The sequence below is a fragment of the Sphingomonas corticis genome (assembly GCF_012035195.1).
In the GTDB taxonomy this organism is placed as follows: Bacteria; Pseudomonadota; Alphaproteobacteria; order Sphingomonadales; family Sphingomonadaceae; genus Sphingomonas; species Sphingomonas corticis.
In genome coordinates, this window is record NZ_JAAVJH010000002.1 from 187,797 (window position 1) to 210,274 (window position 22,478).

Here is a 22,478-nt window from a genome sequence, read left to right on the forward strand (position 1 = left end):
CTAGCAGGGTCGCGCTGCAGTGCAATATAAACTTGCCGCCACGGCAGGGCGTGGGTAGGTTGATGAAATGACTGATTTCGTAGCGGTTGTCACCATCAACTGGAACCGTTGGCGAATGACGCTCGATTGCGTCGAGGCGCTTCGTGCCACCCGAGGAGCGGCATGGCATCTCTACATCGTCGACAATGCGTCGAGCGACGACTCGGTGGATCGACTCCGCGGGATAGGCGGCGATGTGACGCTGATCGAGAACCCAGTGAACGAGGGTTGGACCGGCGGCAACAATCGCGGGATCGAGGCGGCCCTTGCCGATGGTCACGATCATGTCTTCATTTTGAATAATGACGCTTTGGTTGAGCCTGACACCCTGGCAACTCTGCTGAAGGCGAGGGGGGAAACGGGGACAGACGCCGTGCTCGGCCCGCTGCAGATCGGGGTCGATGATCCCGAAGCGGACTTCTTCGGTGCCTATCGGCACGAACGAACCGGGATGCCGGTCCAATACCGCAAGAACCCCGCGCCAAGCGATAGTACATACGCCAAGACCTATACGGTAAAGGGTGCAGCGATCTTCGCTCATCGTCGCCACTTCGACCGCGTCGGTCTTCTCGACGAGCGCTTCTACCTCAACTGCGACGACACCGACTGGTGCCTCCGTGCCGCAGCGGCCGGTTTTCCTCTCCTGATGGTCCAGCCGTCGAGCGTGCGGCACATCGGCTCAGCTTCGCTGGGCGATTACATGGCGCCTTTGCAAACCTACTTCCGCACACGCAACCGGCTTCTGCTTGCAGAAAAGCACGGCACGCGTCGCGAGCGACTGCGGCAATGGCGATCAACCGTCCGCCAAGTGATCGATCTCGCAGGGCAGAGTGCTCCAAAGAACAGCCGCGCCGCGGCTCGTCTCGGGGCTTTGCACTATCTTGTGCGGCGCTTCGGTGATTGCCCCGACATCGTTCGCAAATGGCACGCGGAAGCCCGCGCGCAGATTAGGCCATCCTGAAGGGTCAGCGGGAGCAGGTCCGTAGTCCAGGCCCCTTCGAAGAAGCCGTTCGTCAGCCAGCCAGGTGGGTCTGGTGTCGAGATGAGTCAAAGCTATGCTTCAGATCGCTTTCGATCAGCGACCAGAGGCGCCTCGTAGTGTGCGCCGCAGTCCGCTCGCGGCCGAATTCGCGAATGTGTTCCTCGCGAAACATGTGCCGGGTGTAGGCGAACCGACGAACACCGTCTGCGATGGTTTGCGGAGCCGGATCTGGAAGCAGGATACCCGTATGACCGTCCTCGATGGCGTCGCGGACGCCACCGGTGGCCACTGCGATTGATGGTACGCCGGCGCAGGCGGCCTCGACATAGACCATCCCGAAGCCTTCGACGTCGGTCGCCGTCGGCTTGACCGCAAGAACGAGCACGTTAGCCCGCGCAAGGTGGAGTCCGATCTCGCTGCGCGTGGCGTCACCGGTAAACGTGACCCGCCTGTCCAGGCCTTTCGCTTCTGCAAGCGCCCGCAGGCGCGGCAGATCGTCTCCGTCGCCGATCACGGTCAGGCTCACCGGAAGGTCGTCCATCAGAAGGGCCATGGCCTCGATCAGGCCGTCGACATTCTTGCGTCGTGCTGCTGGCTGCAGCCGCGCGATGGTCAGGATCTGCAAGCCTTCGGCGGGCTCACGCACGACCCTCAGATAGTCGGCATTCACGCCCGGATGCACGACATGCACCTTTGCCGGATCCACGGCTGCGAACTCGAGGGCAAGGTCGGCCGTGTAACGGCTGTTGGCGAATATCAATCGCGCTGATGCGAGCCCGTGGCGGACCTTGCGACGACGCCATGCGGGGGTGACCGATGTCGGCAAGCCCAGCCGCTTCAGCAGCCGATCCGCTTTATCGAGGGCGTCATTATACGGCATCCAGGGCTTAAGCGCATCGCTGCCGTGGACGTAGCCGTAAACGGGTGCATCGACATAGGGTGCCAGGGCGGTCAGCGGTGCGCTCAGCGCCAGCCAGGCGTCGACCTTCTCTGCCTGCATCATCTCGGCATCCCGGCGCAGTCGACCGGTAAGGCGATTGATGATGCGCCCGCGTCTCAGCGGGACATGCCGGTCCGGCCATGTCAGCACCGTGAGGTCCGCCATATCGTCGAGCGCTCGAACGAGTTCGCCCGCGTGCTCCTCCATGCCACCGCGTTGCGGCGGAAATTCGGACGCAAGAATTCCTAGGCGCAAGACGGTCCTCGAAACGGAGGTTGCCCAAACGCCCCTGGGTGACGGACGTCGTCCTGGGGCGAGCGATACTAACCATCGGCGCTTATCTCATTGCTGGTGCTGCGGCCAGCGCATTTGCCTTCCCTTGCGGTCCGGCCGCTGGACCTCCTAAGGACGCGAGCATCCGCCCCCACGCCGCGAAAGCGAATTGTGCGATCCTTGTTCGCGCTGGAGACTTGCAGATGAGATGGAAGGGTTCTGACGTCACCGTCGTCATTCCCACCTACAATCGCGCGGCGCTGCTGGAAAAGGCGATCGCCAGCGCGCTCGCGCAGACCGAGCCGGTGGGCGCGATCATCGTCGTCGACGACGGCTCCACCGACGACAGCCGGGAACGGGTGGCGGCGCTGGCCGCGCGCGATCCCCGCATCAGCCTGCGGACGCAGGCCAACGCCGGCGCCAACGTGGCGCGCAACACCGGCGTGGCGGCGGCCGCGACGGCGCTGGTCGGCTTCCTCGACTCGGACGATCGCTGGATGCCGGAGAAGATCGAGCGCCAGCTGGCGGCATGGCGGGCGCGTCCGGACGCGGTCGCCAGCTTCACCGGCATTCTGGCGGTGGACGGCGACCGGCCGCTCTACAGCTACGACATCCCCGTGGAGCTCACCATCGACGAGATCCGGCGCCACAACGTGCTGGGCAGCACCTCCTCGGCGCTGGTCCGCACGGACGTGCTGCGCGCCGTCGGCGGGTTCGATCCGGGGCTGCCCAGCTGCCAGGACTGGGACCTGTACCTGCGCCTTCGCCGTGCCGGCCCGTTCGCCACGGTGACGGACGACCTCGTCCTCTACGACGACGGGCCGCACGATCGCATCACGCACCAGTCCGGCAAGACCGTGGCCGGACACGAGGCGGTGTTCGCGCGCGCGCTGTCCGACGTGGACGACCCGCGCGAGCGGCGCCGCATCCGTGCCGCGCACGCCGAGGTGATGACGCGCCTCTACCTGCGCCATGGCGACTGGCGCGCCGCTCGCCGGCAGGCGATCCGCGCCGCGGTGCTCGATCCCAACCTGATCCATGTCAGGAAACTGGCGCGAATTGTCGTGCGGCGAGCGAAATCTTAACCCTTTAGTGACGCTTACGTACAAGCCACGGCACCAACGATGCTGTATTGCGTTCATCTTCGGGCAAGGTTTTCTTGTCGATCAAAAGGGAGAGACACATGCGATACGCGATCATGGCGGCCGTCGCGCTCGGCGCGGCGGCGGTCCCCGCCTCGGCGGCGCCGGTCATCACCTTCAACGGCGGACAGGGCGGCAACGCCGCCGGCACCACCGTATTCCAGAACTACGACTCGCTGACGAGCGGCAGCTCCATCGGCACGGATGCCTTCGTGTACAGCTCGTCGGGGAGCACGGCCTCGCGTCCCGGTTTCGGCAGCTCGGGCAATTTCGCCGCGGTCCTGGCGAACGGAAGCTACTCGGTGGCCTTCGCCGCCAGCAGCGTCTTCTCGTTCGTGCTGGGCTCGCTCGACACGTACAACACGCTCCTCCTGAGCTTCGAGGACGGCACGTCGCTCTCGCTCGCAGGCGGCGACATCAAGGGCGGCGGCGCCTTCACCAGCGGCAGCACCGGCTCCGCCACCAGCAACGGCCTCGTCACCTACAACGCGGGTACCGGTCCGCGCATGGTCGGCGCGACGTTCACCTCGACAGACAATTCGTTCGAGTTCGACAACCTGGCCGCCAACGGCGTGCCGGAGCCGGCCACCTGGGCGCTGATGATCCTGGGCTTCGGCGCGGTTGGCGGGGCGCTTCGCCGTCGCACCGGGCGTCTGGCTATTGCGACCGCCTGATGGTTTTCCCGACGGGACTGGGGGCCGCCGACCCTTGGTCGGCGGCCCCTTCTCTTTGTCCTTTTCCCTTTCCCGAAAGGAGTTTGTTCACCCTATTCCCGTATCCCTTTCCGAGTGGCGCTGCCGCGGCCCCGCAGTCCCGGCGTCCCGCACCCCTGCATCCAGCTCCTCGGAAACGTCATGCGCATGTCAGTTGATCTCGGAACCGGGACGGTCGATCGCGACCGCGGCTTCCCGCGCGATCCCTTTAACCCTATCGATGGGACTCCTGACCACGATCGGACGCGCGCGGCGCGCCGGAAAGGCCCGGCGCTGCTCCTCTCCCTCCTGTCCCTGGCGACCGCCGCGTGCGGCGCGGAGAGCGCGGAGAGCGCGGATGCGCCCGTCGCCGCGCCGCCGGTCGTGGTCGCCCCCACCGTGGCGCTCTCGCTCAACGCCGCCGAGGCGGTGACCGGCGCCCCCGCGACGCTGACTTGGACGTCCACCAACGCGAACTCCTGCACGGCGACGGGCGCGTGGAGCGGAAGCCGGGATGCCGCCGGCAGCGGCAGCGTGACGGCGGGCTCGCCGGGGAGCCACACCTACACCCTGACCTGCACCGGTGCGGGCGGCAGCGCGTCCGCGTCCGCGACGCTGCTGGTCAACGCGGTGGCCGCTTCGTCGCCCCTGCCCGGCAGCGGTGCGTGGCGCCCGCCCTACGGCCTGTACGTCGGCAACCCGCACGGCAACGATGCCACCGCCATGGCGCTGTTCCAGTCGCGCTGGGACGCGTCAGTGCGCCAGCTGCGCCGGCAGCCGCAGTTCTTCGGCACGTTCACCGATTTCAGCAAGGACTGGAAGGAATGGGCCGGCAACGCCAGCTGGTTCGCCTGGTCGTTCAACAAGTCGGAGCGGGTGGCGGGCATGAAGCCGGTGATCGGCATCAAGCTGTCGACCAACGCCTATTGGAACCGGCAGAACGACGCCTTCCGCGAGATCATCTCCGGCAAGCACGACCAGGTCTATCGCGACGTCGTCGCGGCGTGGCGCGACAACGGCTACAAGGAGCTTCGCTTCCGCATCTCCTACGAATTCAACGGCAATTTCATGCCCGATAATTTCGGCAAGGACGCGGAGACGCTGAACCTGTGGAAGCAGGCCTTCGCGCACGTCGCGGACGTCCTGCACGACGTGCCGGGCGTGAAGGTGCTGGTGGTGTGGAACCCCGCCAATATCAACTGGAACGGCAATTCGGTCATCGGGTCCTACCCGGGGGACGAGTATGTCGACGTGATCTCGTCGGACATCTACAGCACGATGTACCCGCTCAGCCTGGTCGACTGGTCGAACGGTCCAAAGGCCGCCAACCTGCTCGAATGGTCGAAGAACCCGGTCAACCGCATCCATTACTGGGATTTCCCCGGTGCGACCGAGTGGACCGCGCGGGGCAGCGGATGGGGCATGGTGCAGGCGCTCGAGTTCGCGCTGGCGCGGCGCAAGCCGTTCGCGATCAGCGAGACGGGCGTCGGCGGCGACAACGTGAAGACAGGGCCGGCCGACGATCCCGAATTCCCCGCCTACCTCGGCGCGCGGCTGGCCGATTTCGTTCGCCGCGGCGGGACGGTCGATCACGTCGTGATATGGGATTACGACGCAAGCGACGGCAAGTGGCGCTTCACCGACGTGCCCGCCAAGTCGGCGACCGCGGCGGCCTGGACCCGCTTCGTCAACCCCTGAGCCAGGGGGCCGCACCGGGGCAGGGGCGGCCCCCGCTCAGGAGCTGCGGCTCACCTGATAGGCGGGTGCCCCTTCCGGCTCGACGCGCAGTTGCGCGGTCCAGGCGCGGCGGCGGTCGCCGCCCAGGGTCGACGTCAGCAGGATCGTCGTCTCGCCCGGGCGCAGGCGGACGCTGCCGCGCTGGACGGTGCGGCTGCCCGCACTCGACACCTCCAGCGAGTAGCGCGCCGCTACGCCCGTGGCGGCACGCCCCACCACCTGCACCTTCACCCCCGTCGCGACCGCCTCCGTCACCAGCGTGATCGGCGCGTCGGGCGGCGGCGGGGGCGCCTGTTCCGCCGGGGCGGCGATGGCGCCCAGCGTGGCGGCGATCAATACCGACGGGTCCATGGCTCAGTCCTTCCGGTTGCGAACCCTCAGCGCGGGGGCGTCTGGTTCAGGATGGCGTCGATCACCACCAGCGCCTCGGGCGAGACCCCGGCGGGCAGCGCGCCCGGGGCGACGGCGGCCGCGGCGGCGGCATCGTCGTCGCGACGCACGATCGCGGCGACCGCCTGGGCCTGCGGACTGGCGGGATCCGCCTTCTCCGCGTCGTCCGGTCGCGGTGCGAAGGGACTGCCCGACGGCTGCCCGGCGCGCAGCCGCTGGTCGACCAGCAGCCGCTGCTCGGGCGACAGCACCAGCGGATCGGGTCGCGCATAGTCGCGGGCGCGGGTCTCGATCGGCCGGACGCAGACGGGGACGCCCGCGTTGCCGGCCGACGGATCGCAGCGGTCCTGTCCGACGACACGGGCGGTCGGCACGCCGCGCCCGTCCGCCGGGCGCGACAGCGGCTCGGACGCCTCGGCGCTGCGACCATCGCTCAGCTGACGGGTGGGCAGCGCGGAGCGCGGGCCGGTGCTGACTTGCGAGGCCGTCGTGGCGCGCGCGCCGGTGATGTCGGGAAGGATCTGGTCCGAGCGCACGTCGCGCGGCGCCGATGGCGGGGACAGTAGCGCGCGATCGACGTCGCGCTCGGCGGCCTGACCCGGCGCGGCGAGCAGCAGGAGAAGCGAAGCGAGCGTCACAGGCCGCCCGTCTGTGTGATCGACATGACCCCGGCGCCCTGCTGCACAATGCCCAGGTCGGGCAAGCCGTTGCCGTGCTGGGTCCAGATCAGACGGTTGCCGTTGCCCTCCTGCACCGGGTTCATCGTGTTGCGGTCGCCTTGCTGTGTCAGCACGGCGCGATTGTCGCTGCCCGTCTGCGCCAAGGACAGGCGATTGTCGGCGCCGGCCTGGGTGATGGCGGCGCCGTTGTAGAGCGCACCGGTCGTCGCCTGGTCGACCTTGGCGATATTGCCGGCGCCCGACTGGTCGAGCAGCAGCGTCGCGGGGGCGGTGCCGTCCTGCGCGATCGTCGCCTGCTGCGTCGTCCCCGTCTGCCGCACCCAGGCGTAGGCCGCGCCAGTGCCGCGTTGCGTCGCCTCGAGCACATGGCCGTGGCCGCGCTGCGTCGCGTCGACCCGCGCGCGCGCCGCCTGCTGCCGCACCGTGGCGGCGTTGTCGGTGCCGATCTGCGACACGTAGACGCTGCGCCCCTCGAAAGCAGGGGCAGGGACGGCGATATCGACGGGAAGAGATGCGCCGTGCTGCTGTGCGATGGCCGGCACGGCACCGGCGAGGGCGGCGGCCAGCGTGGCAAGGGCGGCGCCCGGGTTCAGGCGTTGGCGCATGGTGTCATGTCCCGCGAAAGAAAAAGGACGTGCCCGCATGTCGGACGATAGCATCGCGGCGCCGCGGCGTCACGATGGGTCGCGTCCCGAGATGCGGGCACGAGGCCGGGGGATCCCGTGAGGGACCGCCCCGGCACCGTCGCTTACTTGGTGCCCTGCGTCACGTTGGCGTAGTTGTTGTTGCCGTTCTGCGACACCCACGAGTTGTTGTTGCTGCTGCTCTGCAGCACCATCGCCTCGTTGCCGCGGCCGGCCTGCGAGACGCCGGAGATGTTGTCGCTGCCGGTCTGCTCGACCGACGCGTACTGACCGGTACCCAGCTGGACGATACCCGACTCGTTGCGGTCGCCGCTCTGGGAGACCTCGGCCTCGCTGTTGTTGCTCGTCTGCCCGACGTACGAGGTGTTGCGGAAGCCCTCCTGCGTGACGGTCGCCAGGTTGTTGGCGTTGGTGGCGCCGCCCTGCGACACGTCGGACGTGTTGCGATTGCCCGTTTGACGCACGTAGGCGGTCTGATAGGTCCCGATCTGCGCCACTACCGACTCGTTGTTGCGAGCGCCGTCCACCTGATCGACGAAGGCCCACTGGTCACGACCGGTCTGCTCGATCGTCGAGACGTTGCTGGTGCCGTCCTGGCGCACCTGCGCGTAGGTGCTGTCGTTGTCCGGATAGACGTCCGTGCTGCGGGCACCCTGGTTGACGTACGAGTCGTTGCTTGCTCCCGCCTGGCGCACGTCGGCGCGGACGTTGTTGCGGGTCTGGATGACCTGCGAGGACTGGCCCGAACCGCGCTGGTCGACGATGGCGCCGGTGTCGCTCGCGGTCTGCGCGATGTCGGAGGCGTTACCCGAGCCGATCTGATCGACGTCGGCGTCGTTGCGGGCGCCGGTCTGGACCACGTCCGACTGCTGGGAGTCGCCCGCCTGGTCGACGGCGGCCAGATTGTCGAAGCCGTTCTGCAGCAGCGCGCTGCGACCGAAGCGGCCGCCCTGCGTCACGTACGCCTGGTTGAAGCTGCTGCCCTGCTGCGTCACCGTGGAGGTATTGCCCCACGATCCGTCGGTCGCCGCCAGCGCCTTGTCGCCTTGCTTGACGACGGCAGTGTTGTCGCTGCTGGTCTGCAGGATGGTCGAGTTCTGGCCATCGTCATACTGCGTGGCGGACGCGAAGTTCCGCTCGCCCTGCTGCGTGATGGTCGAATTGGAGCGGAGCTGGAAGGTGGCGGTATCCTGCAGCACTTCCGCGTTGTTCTCGCTGCCGCCCTGATTCACCGTGGAGACGCTGATCGGTGCGCTGTCCAGGGCGCTGCCGTCGTCGGCCTGCTTGACCTGGACGTTGTTCTCGCTGCCGGTCTGCGACACGTCCGAACGCGAGCCGGTCTTGGCGCCGTTCTGGTCGATCGTGGCTTCGTTGCCGACCGCGCTCTGCGTGACGTTCGACACCGACTTGAAGCCGCCCTGCTCGACCGTGGCGTCGTTCGACGTGCCGGTCTGCGTCACGTTGGAGTTGTTGCGCTGCGCGGAGGCCGAGCCGGCGATCAGCAGCGCGGCTGCCGAGACGGAGGCGAAGAACGAAACATTTTTCATGGTTGTTAGTCCTAGCAAGAGGATTAGAAACCATGCCGCCCCTGCAAGGGCCAACATGGAACAGATGCACTCATTTCCTCGCGCCGGGCTCGCCCGGCGCGTCTTCTCTTCGCGGTCATTCCGATCGGCTCCGGCGCTGCAACGCCGCCTCCGACCGGGCTGGAACACTCACTTGCCGACTAGGCGCCCAGCCCGCCCGTCGATCTTCTTTCAGGATCCGCGCCCCGGGATGCGATCGTCCCGATGCGGTGCACGGAGCCTAATTCCCCTGTGTCACGTTCGCCGCCGACGGCGAGGCATCGCCGCCCCGGCCGCGGTCGGCGGCCAGCGCTAGGCGTGACGTGCTGCGCTCCGGCTTGGCCTCCGCCGCGCGGCGCATCGCCGCGACGACGTTCGCCGCCGGGACGCCGCCGTCCCGCTCGCGGTGATAGGCGTCGAGCAGCGCCTGGCCCCGCGCCGGGTCGGCGAAGTTCCACAGCTTCAGGTCGATCCCCTCCATGACGAGGCCGTAGAGCGCCTTCTCGATCGCCTGTTGCAGCGCGAGCTGGTCGGGTTCGTTGGTGGTGACGCCCAGTTCGGCCTCCAGGATCTCCTTGAAGGCGACGTAGGTGAAGGCGTTGGCGCCGAGCGAGCGCGAGGCGATCGTCTTCGACGCGGTGACGGTGGTCAGCACCTCGCCCGTGCGCACCGACACGGCGCGCAGGTACACGGTGACAGTGTCCTGGCGATATTGCGTACGCGCGCTGATTCCCAGCAGGCCGGCGCCCGCGCCCCCGGTGACGGTGTTGCTGTCGTAGCCGATCACGCCGCCTTCCAGCAGGACGCCGGCGAACAGCAGTGCAGGCAGCGCCTGGGCGTTCACCCCCGTCTCGCCCAGGTAGCGCTCGCGCATTTCGCGGATGATCTGGCGCTCCGACAACAGGTTCTTCAGCGATTCCCGCTCGATGATCGTGAACCATTGGCGCCGGCCGCTGTCCTGCAGCGCCTTGACGAGGATCGAGCCGCCGCCCTGCGACACCGCGCGGCTCAGCGTCTGTCCGGTCTCGCTGGGCTTGAACTGGCCGGTCTGGTCGGTGAAGCCGTAGACTGCCACCGCGACGGGACGCTGCGGCGCGGGCAGTGCCTCCAGCGCCAGCTGGGTCTGCGTCTTGCGCGGATAAACGGCGTTGGGCGAGGTCTCCGGCAGGTCCGCCAGACGCCCGACGGTGGTGCAGCCCGACAGCAGCAGCGCTCCGCCGAGAAGGAAAGCCAGCGCACGCACGTCAGTTCACCTTCAGGAAGATCGGCACGACGATCGTGGTGACCTGACCCGTCCCGTCGTTCGTGATCGTCAGCGTCACGTTCTCCAGGTCGCGGACGAAGTTGATCGTCTGCCCGCCGAAGCTGATCGTGCCGCTCTGCTGCGGGTTCTCGCCGAAGATCGCGTCGACGATCTGCGACGACAGGGCGGACAGGAGCCGCGACTGCAACTGGCGCGCGAAGACGTCCGCCTCGCTGTTGCTGCTGGTCGCGGTCGGATCCTTGCGATCGTTCTGCGCATTCGCCAGGCCCAGCAGGTGCGACGAGTTGAACGGATTGCCGCCGAACGTGGGATTGATCGGCTGGTACGTCATGTCCTGCGCCAGCGCGCCGACCGGAATGATGCCGACGGCGCATGGCGACATCGCCAGCATGGCGGCGCAGCATCGACGAAGTATGGACACGCTTCTCACGCCCGTCCGACCGTGTTCGCGCACGTTCTGAATCCCCCCCGGTGCGCGGACGTTGATTACCCCCCCCGGGCTGTCCGCGTTAACGCCCTATTCATGGCTTTCCACGGGCGGAGCAATCTGCTTTTTCTTACATAAATTGCTGGTTTCCCAAAAGGGTACATCGGAAACCTTCAGCTAACATCGTGCAAATACGGCCTTATCACAAAGGTTGGCGACGGCGCGTCGCAAAGGCGCCGGACCGAAACGGTGATAATGGCATGTCACACGCCCGTCACCGAAACCGCACGCCAGCGTAACAAACCCCCGCCAAGGCGCCGCAACGAACAGCCGGCGCCGCGAGCGTCGGCGTCACAGGGCTCACCGGGGGAGCACATCCATGAACGCCGCCACCTCATGCTTCCGCGCGCTCGCGGGGGCCTCGCTGATCGCACTCGCCGTCGCCACCGGCGCCGCCCCCGCGCGGGCCGACTCGGCGGATCCCGCCGACACGCCTGCGGCCGATGCGGCGCCCGTCACCGGACCCAGCGTCTCCGGCCGCCTGTACGACGCGACCGGCGCCGCGCTGCCCGGCGCGCGCATCGTCGTGGAGGCGACAGGGGCGAGCGCGACCACCAACCTGCAGGGCGAGTTCACCGTCGCCGCGCCGGACGCGGCGGGGGAGGTGGTGCTGACGATCGACTATCTCGGCCGCCCCCCGGCCACGCGCACCGTCGGCGCGGCGGAGCGCGGGCGCGCAGTGTCGATCACGCTGCCCGCCGCGGGCGCGTCCGACGGCGACATCGTCGTGACCGGTGCCTCGCTGCTCGACAACACCGCCCGCGCGCTGAATCAGCAGCGCCAGGCGGACAACACCGTCACCATCCTGTCGGCCGACGCGATCGGCCGCTTTCCCGATCCGAACATCGCCGAGGCGCTCCAGCGTGCGCCCGGCATCGCGATCGAGCGCGACCAGGGCGAGGGCCGCTACATCAACGTGCGCGGCGCGCCCGCGGAGTTCAGCGCGATCAGCGTGGACGGGGTGGAGATCGCGTCGGTCGACCCCACCACCCGCGCCGTCGATCTCGACACCCTGCCGTCGGACATCGTCGCCAACATCGAGGTGACGAAGTCGCTGCTGCCCTCGCAGGACGCCGATTCCATCTCCGGCGCGGTGAACATCACCACCCGCTCCGCCTTCGATCGCCGCGGGTTCGCGCTCACCGGCATGGCGGGGGCGAGCTACAACCAGTTCGGCGACACCAGCGACTATCGCGCCAGTGCCGCCGTCAGCGACCGCTTCGGCGCCGACCGCCAGTTCGGCCTGCTCCTCTCCGGCAGCTACTCGCGCACGCGGCGGATGCCCGACAACGTCGAGAACGGCTGGACCCGCGACGGCGACCGCTACCTCGTCGCCGAAACGCTGTTCAAGGATTACGACACCACGCGCGAGCGCATCGCCGGCACCGGCGCGGCGGAGTGGCGCCCGGCCGAGGGGCATCGCCTCTACGTCCGCGGCTCCTACGCGCGTTTTGAGGACGACGAGTATCGCAACCGCCTGGGCATCGTGTTCGAGGATGGCGCGGTGCGCGCTGGCGCGACCGACCGCGCCGCCACCTTCGATCGCGTCCGCCTGAACAAGCAGGTGCGCCACCGCACGCAGGTGAACGAGATCCTGTCCGTGGTCGGCGGAGGCGAGCATCGGCTTGGCGAGGGGCTGCTGAGCTACGACGTGGCCTACACGACTTCGGACCAGACCTATCCCAATCGCAACGAGCTGCTCTACCGCTCGACGCTTCGGCCGACCGTCTCGTACGATTTCGGCGGCGATGCGGACCTGCCGTCCTACTCGCTGTTCCAGACCGGCGAGCATCTTCAGGTCGACCGCTACGGCTTCTACGAGAACACCTTCCGCTCCAACACGACGCGGAACGACACGTTCATCGCGCAGCTGCGCGCCGACGTGCCGGCCGAGCTGGGCAGCGGCGAGGCGACGCTGAGCGTCGGCGGCAAGTATCGCGCCCGCACCGTCGACGCCGACGAGGAGCGCTTCCGCAACCGTGCCGCCGGCGCCGCGCCGGCGCAGCCGCTCTCCGCGCTGCTCAGCGGCGATCCCTCGCGCAACTTCGGCTACGACCTGGGCGAGACGATCGATCCCGACGCGGCCGACGCCTATTTCGACGCCGCCCGCCCCGGCTCCGCCCGGCGCCTGCCCGACAGCGTCATCGCCGACTATCGCGTGACGGAGAAGGTGCTGGCGACGTTCCTGCAGGGACGCTTCGTCTTCGATTCCACCACGATCGTCGCGGGCCTGCGCATGGAGAGCACCACCTTCCGCGGCACGACGCCCACCTACGACGCGGACGCCGACCGCTACGGCGAGGCGACGGCGAAGAGCGACTATGTCGAATTCTTCCCCAGCGTGACGCTGCGGCAGGCGTTCACGCCCAACCTGATCGGCCGGGTGGCGCTGACCCGCGGGCTGAACCGGCCCAATTTCGTCGACGTCGTGCCCCGCACCCTGGTCGAGGACGACGGCGTGCTGGTCGTCCAGTCCGGCAACCCCGCGCTGCGCCCCACGCTGTCGAACAACACCGACGCGGGGATCGAATATTATATCCGCCCGCTCGGCATCCTGGCCGTCAGCGCCTTCTACAAGGACCTGACCGACTATCGCTACACCGTCACCCGCGACGGGGCGGTCGACGGCCGCACCGCGCGGCTGACCCGGCCGGAGAACGCGCCCGACGGCAAGCTCTACGGCGTGGAGGTGAACTGGCAGCAGCAGTTCGGCTTCCTCCCCGGCCTGCTCGGCGGGTTCGGCGTGTTCGCCAATTACACCTACACCGACGGCGACGCGCGGCTGGCGCAGCCCTACGAAGGGCGGCAGACCTTCGCGCTGCCCGGACAGTCGAAGCACATGTGGAACGCCAGCCTGTTCTACGAGCGCGGGCCGGTGAACCTGCGCGTATCCTATACCAAGCGCTCCGACTATCTCGACGAGATCAACGCCGAGGACCCGACGCTCGACCTCTATTGGGAAGGGCGCGGCCAGCTCGACGTGACGGGCAGCGTGCAGCTGACGCCCGCGATCAACCTGTTCGCCGAGGGCAAGAACCTGACGAACACCGCCGGCGTACGCTACTACGGCATCAGGGAGCGGACATACGAGTATGAGAAGTTCGGCTACACGCTGTTCGGCGGCGTGCGGGTGAAGCTGTGAGGCGCACGCTCCCCCTTCTGCTGCTGGCCGGCTGCGCGAGCCTGCCCGCGCCGCCCCCTGCCGAGGCACCGAACGTCCCCGCCAGCGCGGAGACGGACCCCGTCGACACCGCGCAGGACGCCGCGGACGATCCCGCGATCTGGCGCAATCGCCGCGATCCGGCGCGCAGTCTGGTGATCGGCACCGACAAGAAGGCGGGGATCCACGTCCACGACCTGTCGGGCAGGCGGCTGTCCTTCACCCCCGCCGCGCGACTCAACAACGTGGACCTGCGCGAGGTGGGCGGGCGCGTGATCGTCGCGGCGAGCGACCGCGCGGACGTGGCGCAGGCGCATGTTGCGCTGTTCGCGCTCGACACCGCGGCGGCGCGGCTGGTGCCGCTCGGCCGCCATCCGGTCGGTTCGGGCGAGGCGTACGGGATGTGCCTGTGGACGCGCGCCAAGGACAAGGCGCTGTTCGGCTTCGTCGTGATGAAGGACGGCCGGATCGACCAGGTCGCGATCGACACGGCCGCGGCGACGCCGCGGGTGACGACGGTGCGCAGCCTGAAGCTGGGGACGCAGGCCGAGGGTTGCGTCGTCGACGACCGTACCGGCCTCCTCTACGTCGCGGAGGAGGACGTCGGCCTGTGGCGCTTCGCCGCGGACCCGGGCGCGCCGGCTTCCACTCCCGCCGGGGCGACGCCGGTCGCCCGCGTGGACGGTCGCACCCTCGTCGCCGACGCCGAGGGGCTGGCGCTGGCGCCCAAGGGTCGCGACGGCGGCTATCTGGTCGTCTCCAGCCAGGGCGACAACGCCTATACGCTCTATCGCCTGCCCGCGGTCACCTACGCTGGCCGCTTCCGCATCGCGGGCGGGGCAATCGACGGGACCGGCGAGACCGACGGCATCGAACTGGCGCTCGGTGATTTCGGCCCGGCCTATCCCCAGGGGCTGTTCGTGGCGCAGGATGGCGACAACGCGCCCGACACGCAGAACTTCAAGTACGTGAGCTGGGCGAAGGTGCGGAAGGCGCTGGGGCTGCGGTAGCCGGCGCGCCCGTCGCGACCGTGATGGAACGGCTGACGATCTGAGGCTTTGTGACACTGACAAGTCATCGACACGAGAGCCGGTGGCATAACGGTGCCGTAGGGATCATGTCCTCATAAGGATCGATGCGGCACGGGAGAGGGCGCGTATGCGCGAACCGAGCCGAATGCCGATCGCCGCCAAGGACGGCCTGTTGCGCGGGATGATGGTCGCCGCACCGTTCAGCGCCTGTCTCTGGCTGGCGCTGGTGCAGGTCTTGCTGAAGCTGTGACCCGATCATAGAACGGCGCCCCGTTGTAGGGGGCGTACATGTCGATCAGGTGCCGGTTGGGCCTTCACCGCCTGGTGAAGAAGGCCACGTTCCGCGAGGGAACCTTCGTCCATCGCTGCACGCGGTGCGCCATGGTAAAGGTGAAACATCGGCGAAAGACCGCGCCATCGGTCTGATCCGCTGGCCCGGGCCCGAATGGTCGCGGGTGGGTTGCGGGGTCCGCTGCCGCCCGGCGGGCGGAAACCATCAGTCGGTAATACGACCGTCGCTCATCATCACGGACATCGTGTTCCGCCGACGGCAGTCGCCGATGAACCGGTTCAGCCCTTGGCGCGTCCGCGAGAAGGACGGACGATCGGGAGCCCCCGCGCCTGACCCGGGGGGGGGGCAGACCGGCAGGCGACGCCGCTGCCGTCGGCCTCATTCGGCGATGATCAGCCTCACCCCGGCCTTCTCGATCATCGCCGCGTCGCGATCCCCGATGGCCGCGTCCGTGATGAGCGTGTCGATCTCCTCCAGGTCGCAGACGACGTTCCCCGACGAGGTCGCGAACTTGGAGCTGTCGACGAGGACGATCACCTCGTCCGCGCGATCGACCAGCCGTCGCTCGGCCGCGACGAGGATGACGTCGGCCTGCATCACGCCCTGCGCGCCGATCGATGCCGCACCCATGAAGAGCTTGGGAGCGTGGAACCGGGGCATGCTGTCCTCGCCGGCGGGAGCGAGGATGATGTTCTGCTCCCTGAACACCGCGCCGGAGGGCACCAGGATCCTGGTGCCCTGCTGCGGCAGGAGAGCGGACACGATGTGCAGCGAGTTGGTCAGCACCTGAAGGCCCAGGCTCTCGAGATGCGGGCACATCTGGAAGGTCGTGGTCCCCCCGTCGATCATGACGCCCTCGCCGGGGCGGCAGAGCGCGGCGGCGGCCCGCCCGATCGCCCGCTTCTGCTCGGTGTTCTGGCCGATCGACTGCTCGAACGGTGTGCCGAGGAGCGCGGCCGAGGGAGCGGGCGGAGCGACCGGGAGATCATCCTGCGCCAGCTTCGCGCCGCCGCGCACGCGCTCGATGCGTCCCTCGCCCTCGAGGCGCGCCAGGTCGCGCCGGATGGTGGCGGGCGAAGCGGACAGCCGCGCCTCGAGCGCCCGGTAGGCGATGAAGCCGTTGTCGGCCATCGCTGCCAGGATCAGGCGTTCGCGTTCCTCCGCATGCATGAAGCCGTCGCCGTCCCGATCAGTGGTCGTCCTGATCTTCTCGGCTGTCGGTTGCACCGGATCAAGCAACTTCGATCATCCGGCCGCCAGCATGTTGCCGGATCCGATCACGACCGTCGACATGACGAGCGTCCCTATGCCCGTCCAGACGGTGCGGCGGGTGCGCGACGACGCGCTGGCCCATTCCCGCAACGCGAACCCCCACAGGGTGGAGAACAGGATGATCGACGCCATGTGGAGCGTCCAGCTGGAGAAGCCGAACCGTCCCATCTGGCTTTCGCCCATCGTGTAGAAGAAGAACTGAAAATACCAGAGCGTGCCGCCGAGGGCGGCGAGGAGGTAGTTCCGGAGCAGCGGGATCCTGGCGGCCGGGAATGCGGCCGCAGCGTCCGCCCGGGCAGCCGGCCTGCCGGCGAGCTCCCCGACGCTGCGGTTGCGCGCGATGAGGTAGGCGCACCAGACCAGATTGGTGGTGAGGCCTCCGGCCAGGACGACGCAGAGCACCGGAAGTCCCTGCCACAGGGGCGCGGTGCCGGCGGCGACGGTCAGATCGCGAATGGGCTGCCCCGCATCGAGCCCCCAGGCGAAGCAGCCGGACAGGACGCCCGAGAAGATGGCGATGCCGAAGCCCTTCTTCAGGTCGAACTCCGCGACGCCGGCGTCGGCGCCGCCGTCATCCGCTTCCCGCTCCTTCATCCGCCCCGCATGGGCGACGATCGCGATCCCGAGGAGGGTGACGAGGATGCCGAGGAGGGTCACACGGCCGCTGCCGGTCGAGGCGAGCTCCCCGAAGGTGCCACGGAAGATGGGCGGTCCCAGCGTTCCGATGACGGTGGTGAGGCCCAGCGCGACGGCCATGCCGAGCGACAACCCCAGGTAGCGCATGGTCAGGCCGAACGTGAGGCCGCCCAGGCCCCACATCGCTCCCCAGAAATAGCACCAGCCCAGCGTGTCGCCGGGCGTGCGGGACAATACGCCGGCCAGATCGCGGGTCTGCAGGGAGGCGAACAGCCATGGCGCCACGACCCACGAGAAGATCCCGCCGACGATCCAGAAGATCTCCCAGGACCAACCGCGGATGCGCTTGTAGGGGACGTAGAAGCTGGCGGAGGACAGTCCGCCCAGCCAGTGGAAGACGACGCCCAGTAGCGGATTGCCCATCACTGCCCCCTCCGGTCGGCATCCTTGACCAGGATGTCCGTTGTGATTCCGTCGATGCTGGTCGCACCCGTGAGCGCCATGGCGACGCGCATCTCCGCCTCGACCAGCGCGAGCATGTGCCGGACGCCGCGTTCCCCGCCGCCGGCGAGCGCGTAGGCCCAGGCGCGCCCGAGCAGCACGGTGCGCGCGCCGAGCGCGAGCATGCGAACCACGTCCAGGCCCGACCGCACCCCGCCGTCGGCGAGGACGGCGAGCGCGTCGCCGACCGCGTCCACGATGGGGGGCAGGGCCCGCACGGTCGAGGGCACGCCGTCGAGCTGACGTCCGCCATGGTTGGAGACGACGATGCCGTCGGCGCCCAGGGCGGCGGCCTGGCGCGCGTCCTCGGCGTCGAGGATGCCCTTGATGACGAGCGGCCCGCTCCACTCCGCCCGGATGAAGTCCAGGTCCCGCCACGACACGGTGGGATCGAAGTTGTTTCGCATCCAGGCGAAGAAGTCCTCGAGCCCGCTGTTCCGGCCGAGTACGGGGGCCACGTTGCCCAGGCTGTGCGGGCGTCCCCGGACTCCGACGTCCCAGGCCCAGGAAGGACGGATCGCGGCCTGGAATGCCCGCCGCAATGAGCCGAGAAGACCCGATGCTCCGGCCAGCCCGGACCGGTAGTCGCGATACCGCGATCCGGGCACCGGCATGTCCACCGTGAACACCAGCGCCGAGCATCCCGCTTCGCGCGCCTGCGCGAGCAGCGCCCGCATGAAGCCGCGATCCCGGATCATGTAGAGCTGGAACCAGAAGGGGTCGGCGACCGCTGCCGCCACCTCGTCGAGCGGGCACGCCGACACCGTCGACAGGCAGAACGGGACGCCGGCGTCGCGCGCCGCGCGTGCCGCCTGCACCTCGCCCCGCCGGGCATTCATGCCCGCCAGGCCGATCGGCGCCAGCGCCACCGGCATCGACAGCCTGCTGCCGAAGAGTTGGGTGGTGAGATCGAGCCGGGAGACGTCGTTCAGCACCCGCTGCCTGAGCGCGATGTCGGCGAGATCCGCGACGTTCCGCCTCAGCGTCTGCTCGGCGTAGCTGCCGCCGTCGATGTACTCGAAGAGGAAACGCGGAAGCCGTCGCCTCGCGAGTTCGCGGTAGTCAAGCGTCGACGCGGCCTTCATGCGGCCACCTCCATCCGGTCGATCGCGGCTCGCCAGCCGGCCCTATAGCCGTCGAGATCGCCCGCGAGCGGCCGGACGGGCTCGAGCGCTCCGGCCGGTCGCAGCGCAGGGGCCAGCAATCGCAGGGCGCCGAACGACACGTCGTTATGGGCGTTGGCACGGTAGACCGCGTCTCCCGGCCTCAGCGCCGCCAGCGCGCGGACGAACACCTCGGCCTCGGCGAATCGTCCCTCCACGAGGATGCGGTCGCACGCGCCGATCAGGTCGAGAGACGCGTCCGCGACGAGCGCGGCGTAGAGGGATACGGCCGCCCGTTTCGCGAACGCGTCGTCGGGTTCGCACATCCACCGGCCGCGATGGTGCGGAAACGGGCCGACGCCCGCCGCGAAGGTCGGCAGCAGCGTTGCGCCGCTCTCGACGACGCCCGGAACGGCCGCGAGCAGCTCGGGCTGATCGGGCTTGATGTCGATGCGCCGGGTGTCGAGGCCGATGAGCTGCTCGATCTCGCGCCCGCCCATGAAACGGGCGCTCGGCACGAGCTGGCCGTAGGCGTCGATGTTGACGAGGCAGTCGCGGGCCCCGGACATTTCTTCCGGCAGACCGCTGCCCGGGGCCGGAGACCGCATCGCGACGAACCACGTACCCGTCGACAGCACGGTCGACTCCCCGCCGGCCAGCTCGGGAAAGGCGCGCGCGGCGAGCAGCGCGGCGTTCGAATCGTGCAGGCCGCAGTGTATCGCCGTGTCGGCAGGCAGGCTGCAGCGCTCGCGCCACTCGACGCCGATCGTTCCCAAGACGTCGGCGGCGCTCCGCAGCGGCGGAAGAGCCTCCGCCCAGCCCAGCGCGCGGGTCAGGCGCGACGGGCCGCCATCGAAGAGATTCCAGAGGTCGGTGTGGCAGCCCAGGCTGGTCACCTCCGAGGCGGCGACGCCGCACAGGCGCCAGGCCCAGTATTGCGGCCAAAGCAGGATCCGGGATCCGCCCGTGAGCAGGTCGGGCTCCAGCCGCGAGAGCGCGTAGAGCTGCGCGCCCAGATTGAGCCCGTCGGGCAGCGCGGGCGATCCCGTCTCGCAGAACGGTGCGCGAAGGCGGTCGTATTCCGCACGGATCGAGGGATCGATCGCATGCTCGTAGTCCATCGGTGCCATGACGATGGACCCGTCGCGCACGACGACGGCGGCGGCACCGTGCCCGACGGGCACGATCGCACCGATCCTGCCCATGGTCGCGAACTGGCCGAGCGCGCCGTAGAGCCAGGTCTCGATCCCCTCGACGTCGAGCGTGGCATAGCCATCGGTCCTGGGCCGATCGTTGGCCCGGGTTTCGCGAGCCACCAGCTCTCCCGCTCTCGTCCACAGCGTCAGCTTGGCCATCGTCTTGCCGATGTCGAGCACCGCTACGAGACTGCCGTCCACGACCCCTCCTTACGTGATTATGATTGCTTGTTATCGAAACTGATTGAATTATGCCAGTCCTCGCGGTAGCGGGCGATCAAATTCCACCGGAGAGGTTCATCGTGCAGGACGTGCTCGACCAGTCCAGTTCCACGGCTGCGGATGCGGCCATTCCCTTCGCCATCCCCGAGAGCCGCTGGGACGAGGCCGAGGCGTCGTCCCTGACGCCCGAGCGCCTGCTGCTCTACCGCTCGAACCTGCTCGGATCGGACCTGACGATCACCAACTTCGGCGGTGGGAACACGTCGGCCAAGCTGGACGAGATCGACCCGCTGACGGGCGAGACCGTGAAGGTCCTCTGGGTCAAGGGATCGGGCGGCGACATCGGCTCGATGAAGCTCGACGGCTTCGCGACGCTCTACCTCGACAAGTTCCGCGCGACCGAGCGGCTCTACCGGGGCGTGGAGCACGAGGACGACATGGTCGACCTTCTTCCCCACTGCACCTTCAACCTCAACTCGCGCGCGTCCTCGATCGACACGCCGCTGCACGGCCTGCTGCCCTTCAAGCATGTGGACCACGTCCACCCCGACGCGGTGATCGCGCTCGCCGCTTCCTCCGAGGGCGAGGCTGCGACGCGCGAGATCTGGGGCGACGCCGTCGGGTGGATCCCGTGGAAGCGCCCCGGCTTCGAGCTGGGCGTGATGATCCGCGACTATGTCGCCGCCAATCCTCAATCGCGTGGCGCCATCCTCGCCGGTCACGGCCTGATCTGCTGGGCGGACGAGGGCCGCGCCTGCTACGAGAACACGATCGGCCTGATCGCCGACGCCGCCCGCTACCTGAACGGCAAGCTGGCCGGTCGCCCGGCGTTCGGCGGTCGCGCCGTCGCGGCGCGCCCTGCCGACGAGAGGGCCGCCGTCGCCGCGGCGCTCATGCCGCGCCTGCGCGGGCTGCTGACCGGTCGCGGCAAGGTCGGCCACTTCGACGACCGGGCGGAGACGCTCGAGTTCGTCGGATCGGCGGACGTCGCGAGGCTGGCGCCGATCGGGACCTCCTGCCCGGATCACTTCCTTCGCACCAAGATCGCGCCACTGACGCTCGACCCCGCCCGCCTCGAGGACGACGCCTACCTCGCTGGCCGGGTGTCGGACTACCGCGCCGGCTACGCCGGCTATTACACCCGCTGCGCGCGTCCCACCGATCCTGCGCAGCGCGACGCGAACCCGGTCGTCATCCTCGTGCCGGGCATCGGCATGATCACCTTTGCCGCCGACAAGACCACGGCGCGGCTCGCTTCCGAATTCTACGGCAACGCCATCAACGTGATGCGGGGCGCCGAGGCGATCGGCACCTACCAGGGACTGCCCGAGCAGGAGGCGTTCGACATCGAGTACTGGGCGCTCGAGGAGGCAAAGCTGCAGCGCATGCCCAAGCCCAAGCCTCTCGCCGGCCGCATCGCCGTCGTGACCGGCGGCGCCGGCGGGATCGGCTTCGCCACGGCCGAGCGCATGCTGCGCGACGGTGCCTGCGTGGTCCTGCTCGACCAGGCCGGCGATCTGCTCGATCAGAAGCACGTCGAACTCGCCGGCGGGTTCGGCCGGGACGTGGTGCGGTCCGCCGTCTGCGACGTGACCGACGAGGCGGAGATCGCGGAGGCATTCGCGACCGCCGCGCGCGAGTTCGGCGGCGTCGACATCCTGGTGGCGAACGCCGGCATCGCTTCCTCGGCACCGATCGAGGAGACGACCGTCGAGCTCTGGCGCCGAAACTACGACGTCCTGGCGGAAGGATACTTCCTCACCGCCAAGGCGGCGTTCCCGATAATGAAGCTGCAGAACGGCGGCGCCATCGTGTTCATCGGCTCGAAGAACGGCATCGCCGCGGCGACGAACGCGTCGGCCTACGCCTCGGCCAAGGCGGCATCGCTCCACCTGGCGCGCTGCCTTGCGCTCGAGGGCGCTCCGCACGGCATCCGAGTGAATACCGTCAACCCGGATGCCGTGATCCGCGGCTCCCGGATCTGGGATGGTGACTGGCGACAGGAGCGCGCCGGGGCGCACGGCATCGACGCAGGGGCCGAGCTGGAGGAGCATTATCGCAAGCGCTCCATGCTGAAGCGCGACGTGCTTCCGCAGGACGTCGCCGAGGCGGTCTACTTCCTCGCGTCGGATGCGTCGGCGAAGTCGACCGGGAACATGATCAACGTCGACGCCGGGAACGCCCAGGCGTTCACGCGCTGACGGTGTAAGGGGGGGGCTCGGGCGTCGTT

General features: G+C 68.8%; 19 protein-coding genes. 8 read left to right on the forward strand and 11 right to left on the reverse strand.

Going from position 1 to position 22,478, the window contains the following annotated elements:
• The first annotated feature begins 67 nt into the window (after window positions 1-67).
• A complete protein-coding gene (locus HBH26_RS03640; protein WP_168133240.1) occupies window positions 68-1,000 on the forward strand; it encodes a glycosyltransferase family 2 protein in 933 nt (310 codons plus the stop codon).
• A 52-nt stretch (window positions 1,001-1,052) separates the two neighbouring features.
• On the opposite strand, the gene HBH26_RS03645 is transcribed toward HBH26_RS03640, so the two are convergent.
• Window positions 1,053-2,168 carry a glycosyltransferase gene (locus HBH26_RS03645; RefSeq protein ID WP_168133241.1) on the reverse strand — a complete coding sequence of 372 codons (1,116 nt, stop codon included), beginning with the start codon at window positions 2,166-2,168 and terminating at the stop codon, window positions 1,053-1,055.
• Between the two features lie 269 nt (window positions 2,169-2,437).
• Between HBH26_RS03645 and HBH26_RS03650 the strand changes: the two genes are divergently transcribed.
• From HBH26_RS03650 to HBH26_RS03660, 3 genes are all read left to right on the forward strand, one after another.
• The gene (locus tag HBH26_RS03650) at window positions 2,438-3,319 is read left to right on the forward strand and encodes a glycosyltransferase family 2 protein (protein ID WP_168133242.1); all 882 of its coding nucleotides are present in this window, start codon (window positions 2,438-2,440) and stop codon (window positions 3,317-3,319) included.
• 98 nt (window positions 3,320-3,417) lie between these two features.
• Entirely contained in the window at window positions 3,418-4,050 is a 633-nt protein-coding gene (locus HBH26_RS20580; RefSeq protein ID WP_168133243.1) for a PEPxxWA-CTERM sorting domain-containing protein, read from the forward strand.
• Window positions 4,051-4,236: 186 nt separating this feature from the next.
• On the forward strand, window positions 4,237-5,766 hold the full coding sequence (locus tag HBH26_RS03660; RefSeq protein WP_168133244.1) for a glycosyl hydrolase: 1,530 nt from the start codon (window positions 4,237-4,239) through the stop codon (window positions 5,764-5,766).
• Between the two features lie 36 nt (window positions 5,767-5,802).
• On the opposite strand, the gene csgH is transcribed toward HBH26_RS03660, so the two are convergent.
• The 6 genes from csgH to HBH26_RS03690 all read right to left on the reverse strand — a co-directional run bounded on the left by csgH (window position 5,803) and on the right by HBH26_RS03690 (window position 10,769).
• Window positions 5,803-6,156, reverse strand: a complete 354-nt coding sequence (gene csgH, locus HBH26_RS03665; protein ID WP_168133245.1) for a curli-like amyloid fiber formation chaperone CsgH — start codon at window positions 6,154-6,156, stop codon at window positions 5,803-5,805.
• Window positions 6,157-6,182: 26 nt separating this feature from the next.
• Window positions 6,183-6,833: a hypothetical protein gene (locus tag HBH26_RS03670; RefSeq protein ID WP_168133246.1), complete on the reverse strand. Its 651-nt coding sequence runs from the start codon at window positions 6,831-6,833 to the stop codon at window positions 6,183-6,185.
• A complete protein-coding gene (locus HBH26_RS03675) occupies window positions 6,830-7,480 on the reverse strand; it encodes a hypothetical protein (RefSeq protein WP_168133247.1) in 651 nt (216 codons plus the stop codon). The genes HBH26_RS03670 and HBH26_RS03675 overlap by 4 nt, the downstream gene beginning before the upstream one ends.
• 143 nt (window positions 7,481-7,623) lie before the next feature.
• Complete coding sequence (locus tag HBH26_RS03680) at window positions 7,624-9,066, reverse strand: hypothetical protein (protein WP_168133248.1); 1,443 nt, start codon at window positions 9,064-9,066, stop codon at window positions 7,624-7,626.
• Between the two features lie 259 nt (window positions 9,067-9,325).
• Window positions 9,326-10,327 (reverse strand): CsgG/HfaB family protein, encoded by a 1,002-nt coding sequence (locus HBH26_RS03685; RefSeq protein WP_168133249.1) that lies wholly within the window; start codon window positions 10,325-10,327, stop codon window positions 9,326-9,328.
• A 1-nt stretch (window position 10,328) separates the two neighbouring features.
• The gene (locus tag HBH26_RS03690) at window positions 10,329-10,769 is read right to left on the reverse strand and encodes a curli assembly protein CsgF (RefSeq protein WP_338057225.1); all 441 of its coding nucleotides are present in this window, start codon (window positions 10,767-10,769) and stop codon (window positions 10,329-10,331) included.
• A gap of 385 nt (window positions 10,770-11,154) precedes the next feature.
• Here HBH26_RS03690 and HBH26_RS03695 point away from each other — a divergent pair, with 385 nt between their 5' ends.
• From HBH26_RS03695 to HBH26_RS21000, 3 genes are all read left to right on the forward strand, one after another.
• The gene (locus HBH26_RS03695; RefSeq protein WP_168133250.1) at window positions 11,155-13,977 is read left to right on the forward strand and encodes a TonB-dependent receptor; all 2,823 of its coding nucleotides are present in this window, start codon (window positions 11,155-11,157) and stop codon (window positions 13,975-13,977) included.
• Window positions 13,974-15,005 (forward strand): phytase, encoded by a 1,032-nt coding sequence (locus HBH26_RS03700; RefSeq protein ID WP_168133251.1) that lies wholly within the window; start codon window positions 13,974-13,976, stop codon window positions 15,003-15,005. Before HBH26_RS03695 ends, HBH26_RS03700 begins: the two co-directional genes overlap by 4 nt.
• 148 nt (window positions 15,006-15,153) lie before the next feature.
• Entirely contained in the window at window positions 15,154-15,276 is a 123-nt protein-coding gene (locus HBH26_RS21000) for a hypothetical protein (protein WP_275402933.1), read from the forward strand.
• 420 nt (window positions 15,277-15,696) lie between these two features.
• Here HBH26_RS21000 and HBH26_RS03705 read toward each other — a convergent pair whose 3' ends face one another.
• From HBH26_RS03705 to HBH26_RS03720, 4 genes are all read right to left on the reverse strand, one after another.
• On the reverse strand, window positions 15,697-16,488 hold the full coding sequence (locus HBH26_RS03705; RefSeq protein ID WP_168133252.1) for a DeoR/GlpR family DNA-binding transcription regulator: 792 nt from the start codon (window positions 16,486-16,488) through the stop codon (window positions 15,697-15,699).
• Window positions 16,489-16,563: 75 nt separating this feature from the next.
• Window positions 16,564-17,652: an L-rhamnose/proton symporter RhaT gene (gene rhaT / locus HBH26_RS03710; protein WP_168133253.1), complete on the reverse strand. Its 1,089-nt coding sequence runs from the start codon at window positions 17,650-17,652 to the stop codon at window positions 16,564-16,566.
• Window positions 17,649-18,812 (reverse strand): FMN-dependent L-lactate dehydrogenase LldD, encoded by a 1,164-nt coding sequence (gene lldD, locus HBH26_RS03715; RefSeq protein ID WP_168133254.1) that lies wholly within the window; start codon window positions 18,810-18,812, stop codon window positions 17,649-17,651. Before lldD ends, rhaT begins: the two co-directional genes overlap by 4 nt.
• On the reverse strand, window positions 18,809-20,227 hold the full coding sequence (locus HBH26_RS03720) for an FGGY-family carbohydrate kinase (RefSeq protein WP_338057226.1): 1,419 nt from the start codon (window positions 20,225-20,227) through the stop codon (window positions 18,809-18,811). Before HBH26_RS03720 ends, lldD begins: the two co-directional genes overlap by 4 nt.
• A gap of 50 nt (window positions 20,228-20,277) precedes the next feature.
• Here HBH26_RS03720 and HBH26_RS03725 point away from each other — a divergent pair, with 50 nt between their 5' ends.
• A complete protein-coding gene (locus HBH26_RS03725) occupies window positions 20,278-22,449 on the forward strand; it encodes a bifunctional rhamnulose-1-phosphate aldolase/short-chain dehydrogenase (RefSeq protein ID WP_168133255.1) in 2,172 nt (723 codons plus the stop codon).
• Window positions 22,450-22,478: the final 29 nt, after the last annotated feature.

Excerpts from the sequence above, each read along its gene's own strand:
- HBH26_RS03675 (WP_168133247.1), bottom strand. The coding sequence starts at position 7,480 with ATGCGCCAACGCCTGAACCCGGGCGCCGCCCTTGCCACGCTGGCCGCC.
- HBH26_RS03725 (WP_168133255.1), top strand. The coding sequence starts at position 20,278 with ATGCCAGTCCTCGCGGTAGCGGGCGATCAAATTCCACCGGAGAGGTTC.
- HBH26_RS03645 (WP_168133241.1), bottom strand. The coding sequence starts at position 2,168 with ATGGAGGAGCACGCGGGCGAACTCGTTCGAGCGCTCGACGATATGGCG.
- HBH26_RS20580 (WP_168133243.1), top strand. The coding sequence starts at position 3,418 with ATGCGATACGCGATCATGGCGGCCGTCGCGCTCGGCGCGGCGGCGGTC.
- HBH26_RS03695 (WP_168133250.1), top strand. The coding sequence starts at position 11,155 with ATGAACGCCGCCACCTCATGCTTCCGCGCGCTCGCGGGGGCCTCGCTG.
- lldD (WP_168133254.1), bottom strand. The coding sequence starts at position 18,812 with ATGAAGGCCGCGTCGACGCTTGACTACCGCGAACTCGCGAGGCGACGG.
- HBH26_RS03650 (WP_168133242.1), top strand. The coding sequence starts at position 2,438 with ATGAGATGGAAGGGTTCTGACGTCACCGTCGTCATTCCCACCTACAAT.
- HBH26_RS21000 (WP_275402933.1), top strand. The coding sequence starts at position 15,154 with ATGCGCGAACCGAGCCGAATGCCGATCGCCGCCAAGGACGGCCTGTTG.
- HBH26_RS03680 (WP_168133248.1), bottom strand. The coding sequence starts at position 9,066 with ATGAAAAATGTTTCGTTCTTCGCCTCCGTCTCGGCAGCCGCGCTGCTG.
- csgH (WP_168133245.1), bottom strand. The coding sequence starts at position 6,156 with ATGGACCCGTCGGTATTGATCGCCGCCACGCTGGGCGCCATCGCCGCC.
- HBH26_RS03660 (WP_168133244.1), top strand. The coding sequence starts at position 4,237 with ATGTCAGTTGATCTCGGAACCGGGACGGTCGATCGCGACCGCGGCTTC.
- HBH26_RS03640 (WP_168133240.1), top strand. The coding sequence starts at position 68 with ATGACTGATTTCGTAGCGGTTGTCACCATCAACTGGAACCGTTGGCGA.
- HBH26_RS03705 (WP_168133252.1), bottom strand. The coding sequence starts at position 16,488 with ATGCATGCGGAGGAACGCGAACGCCTGATCCTGGCAGCGATGGCCGAC.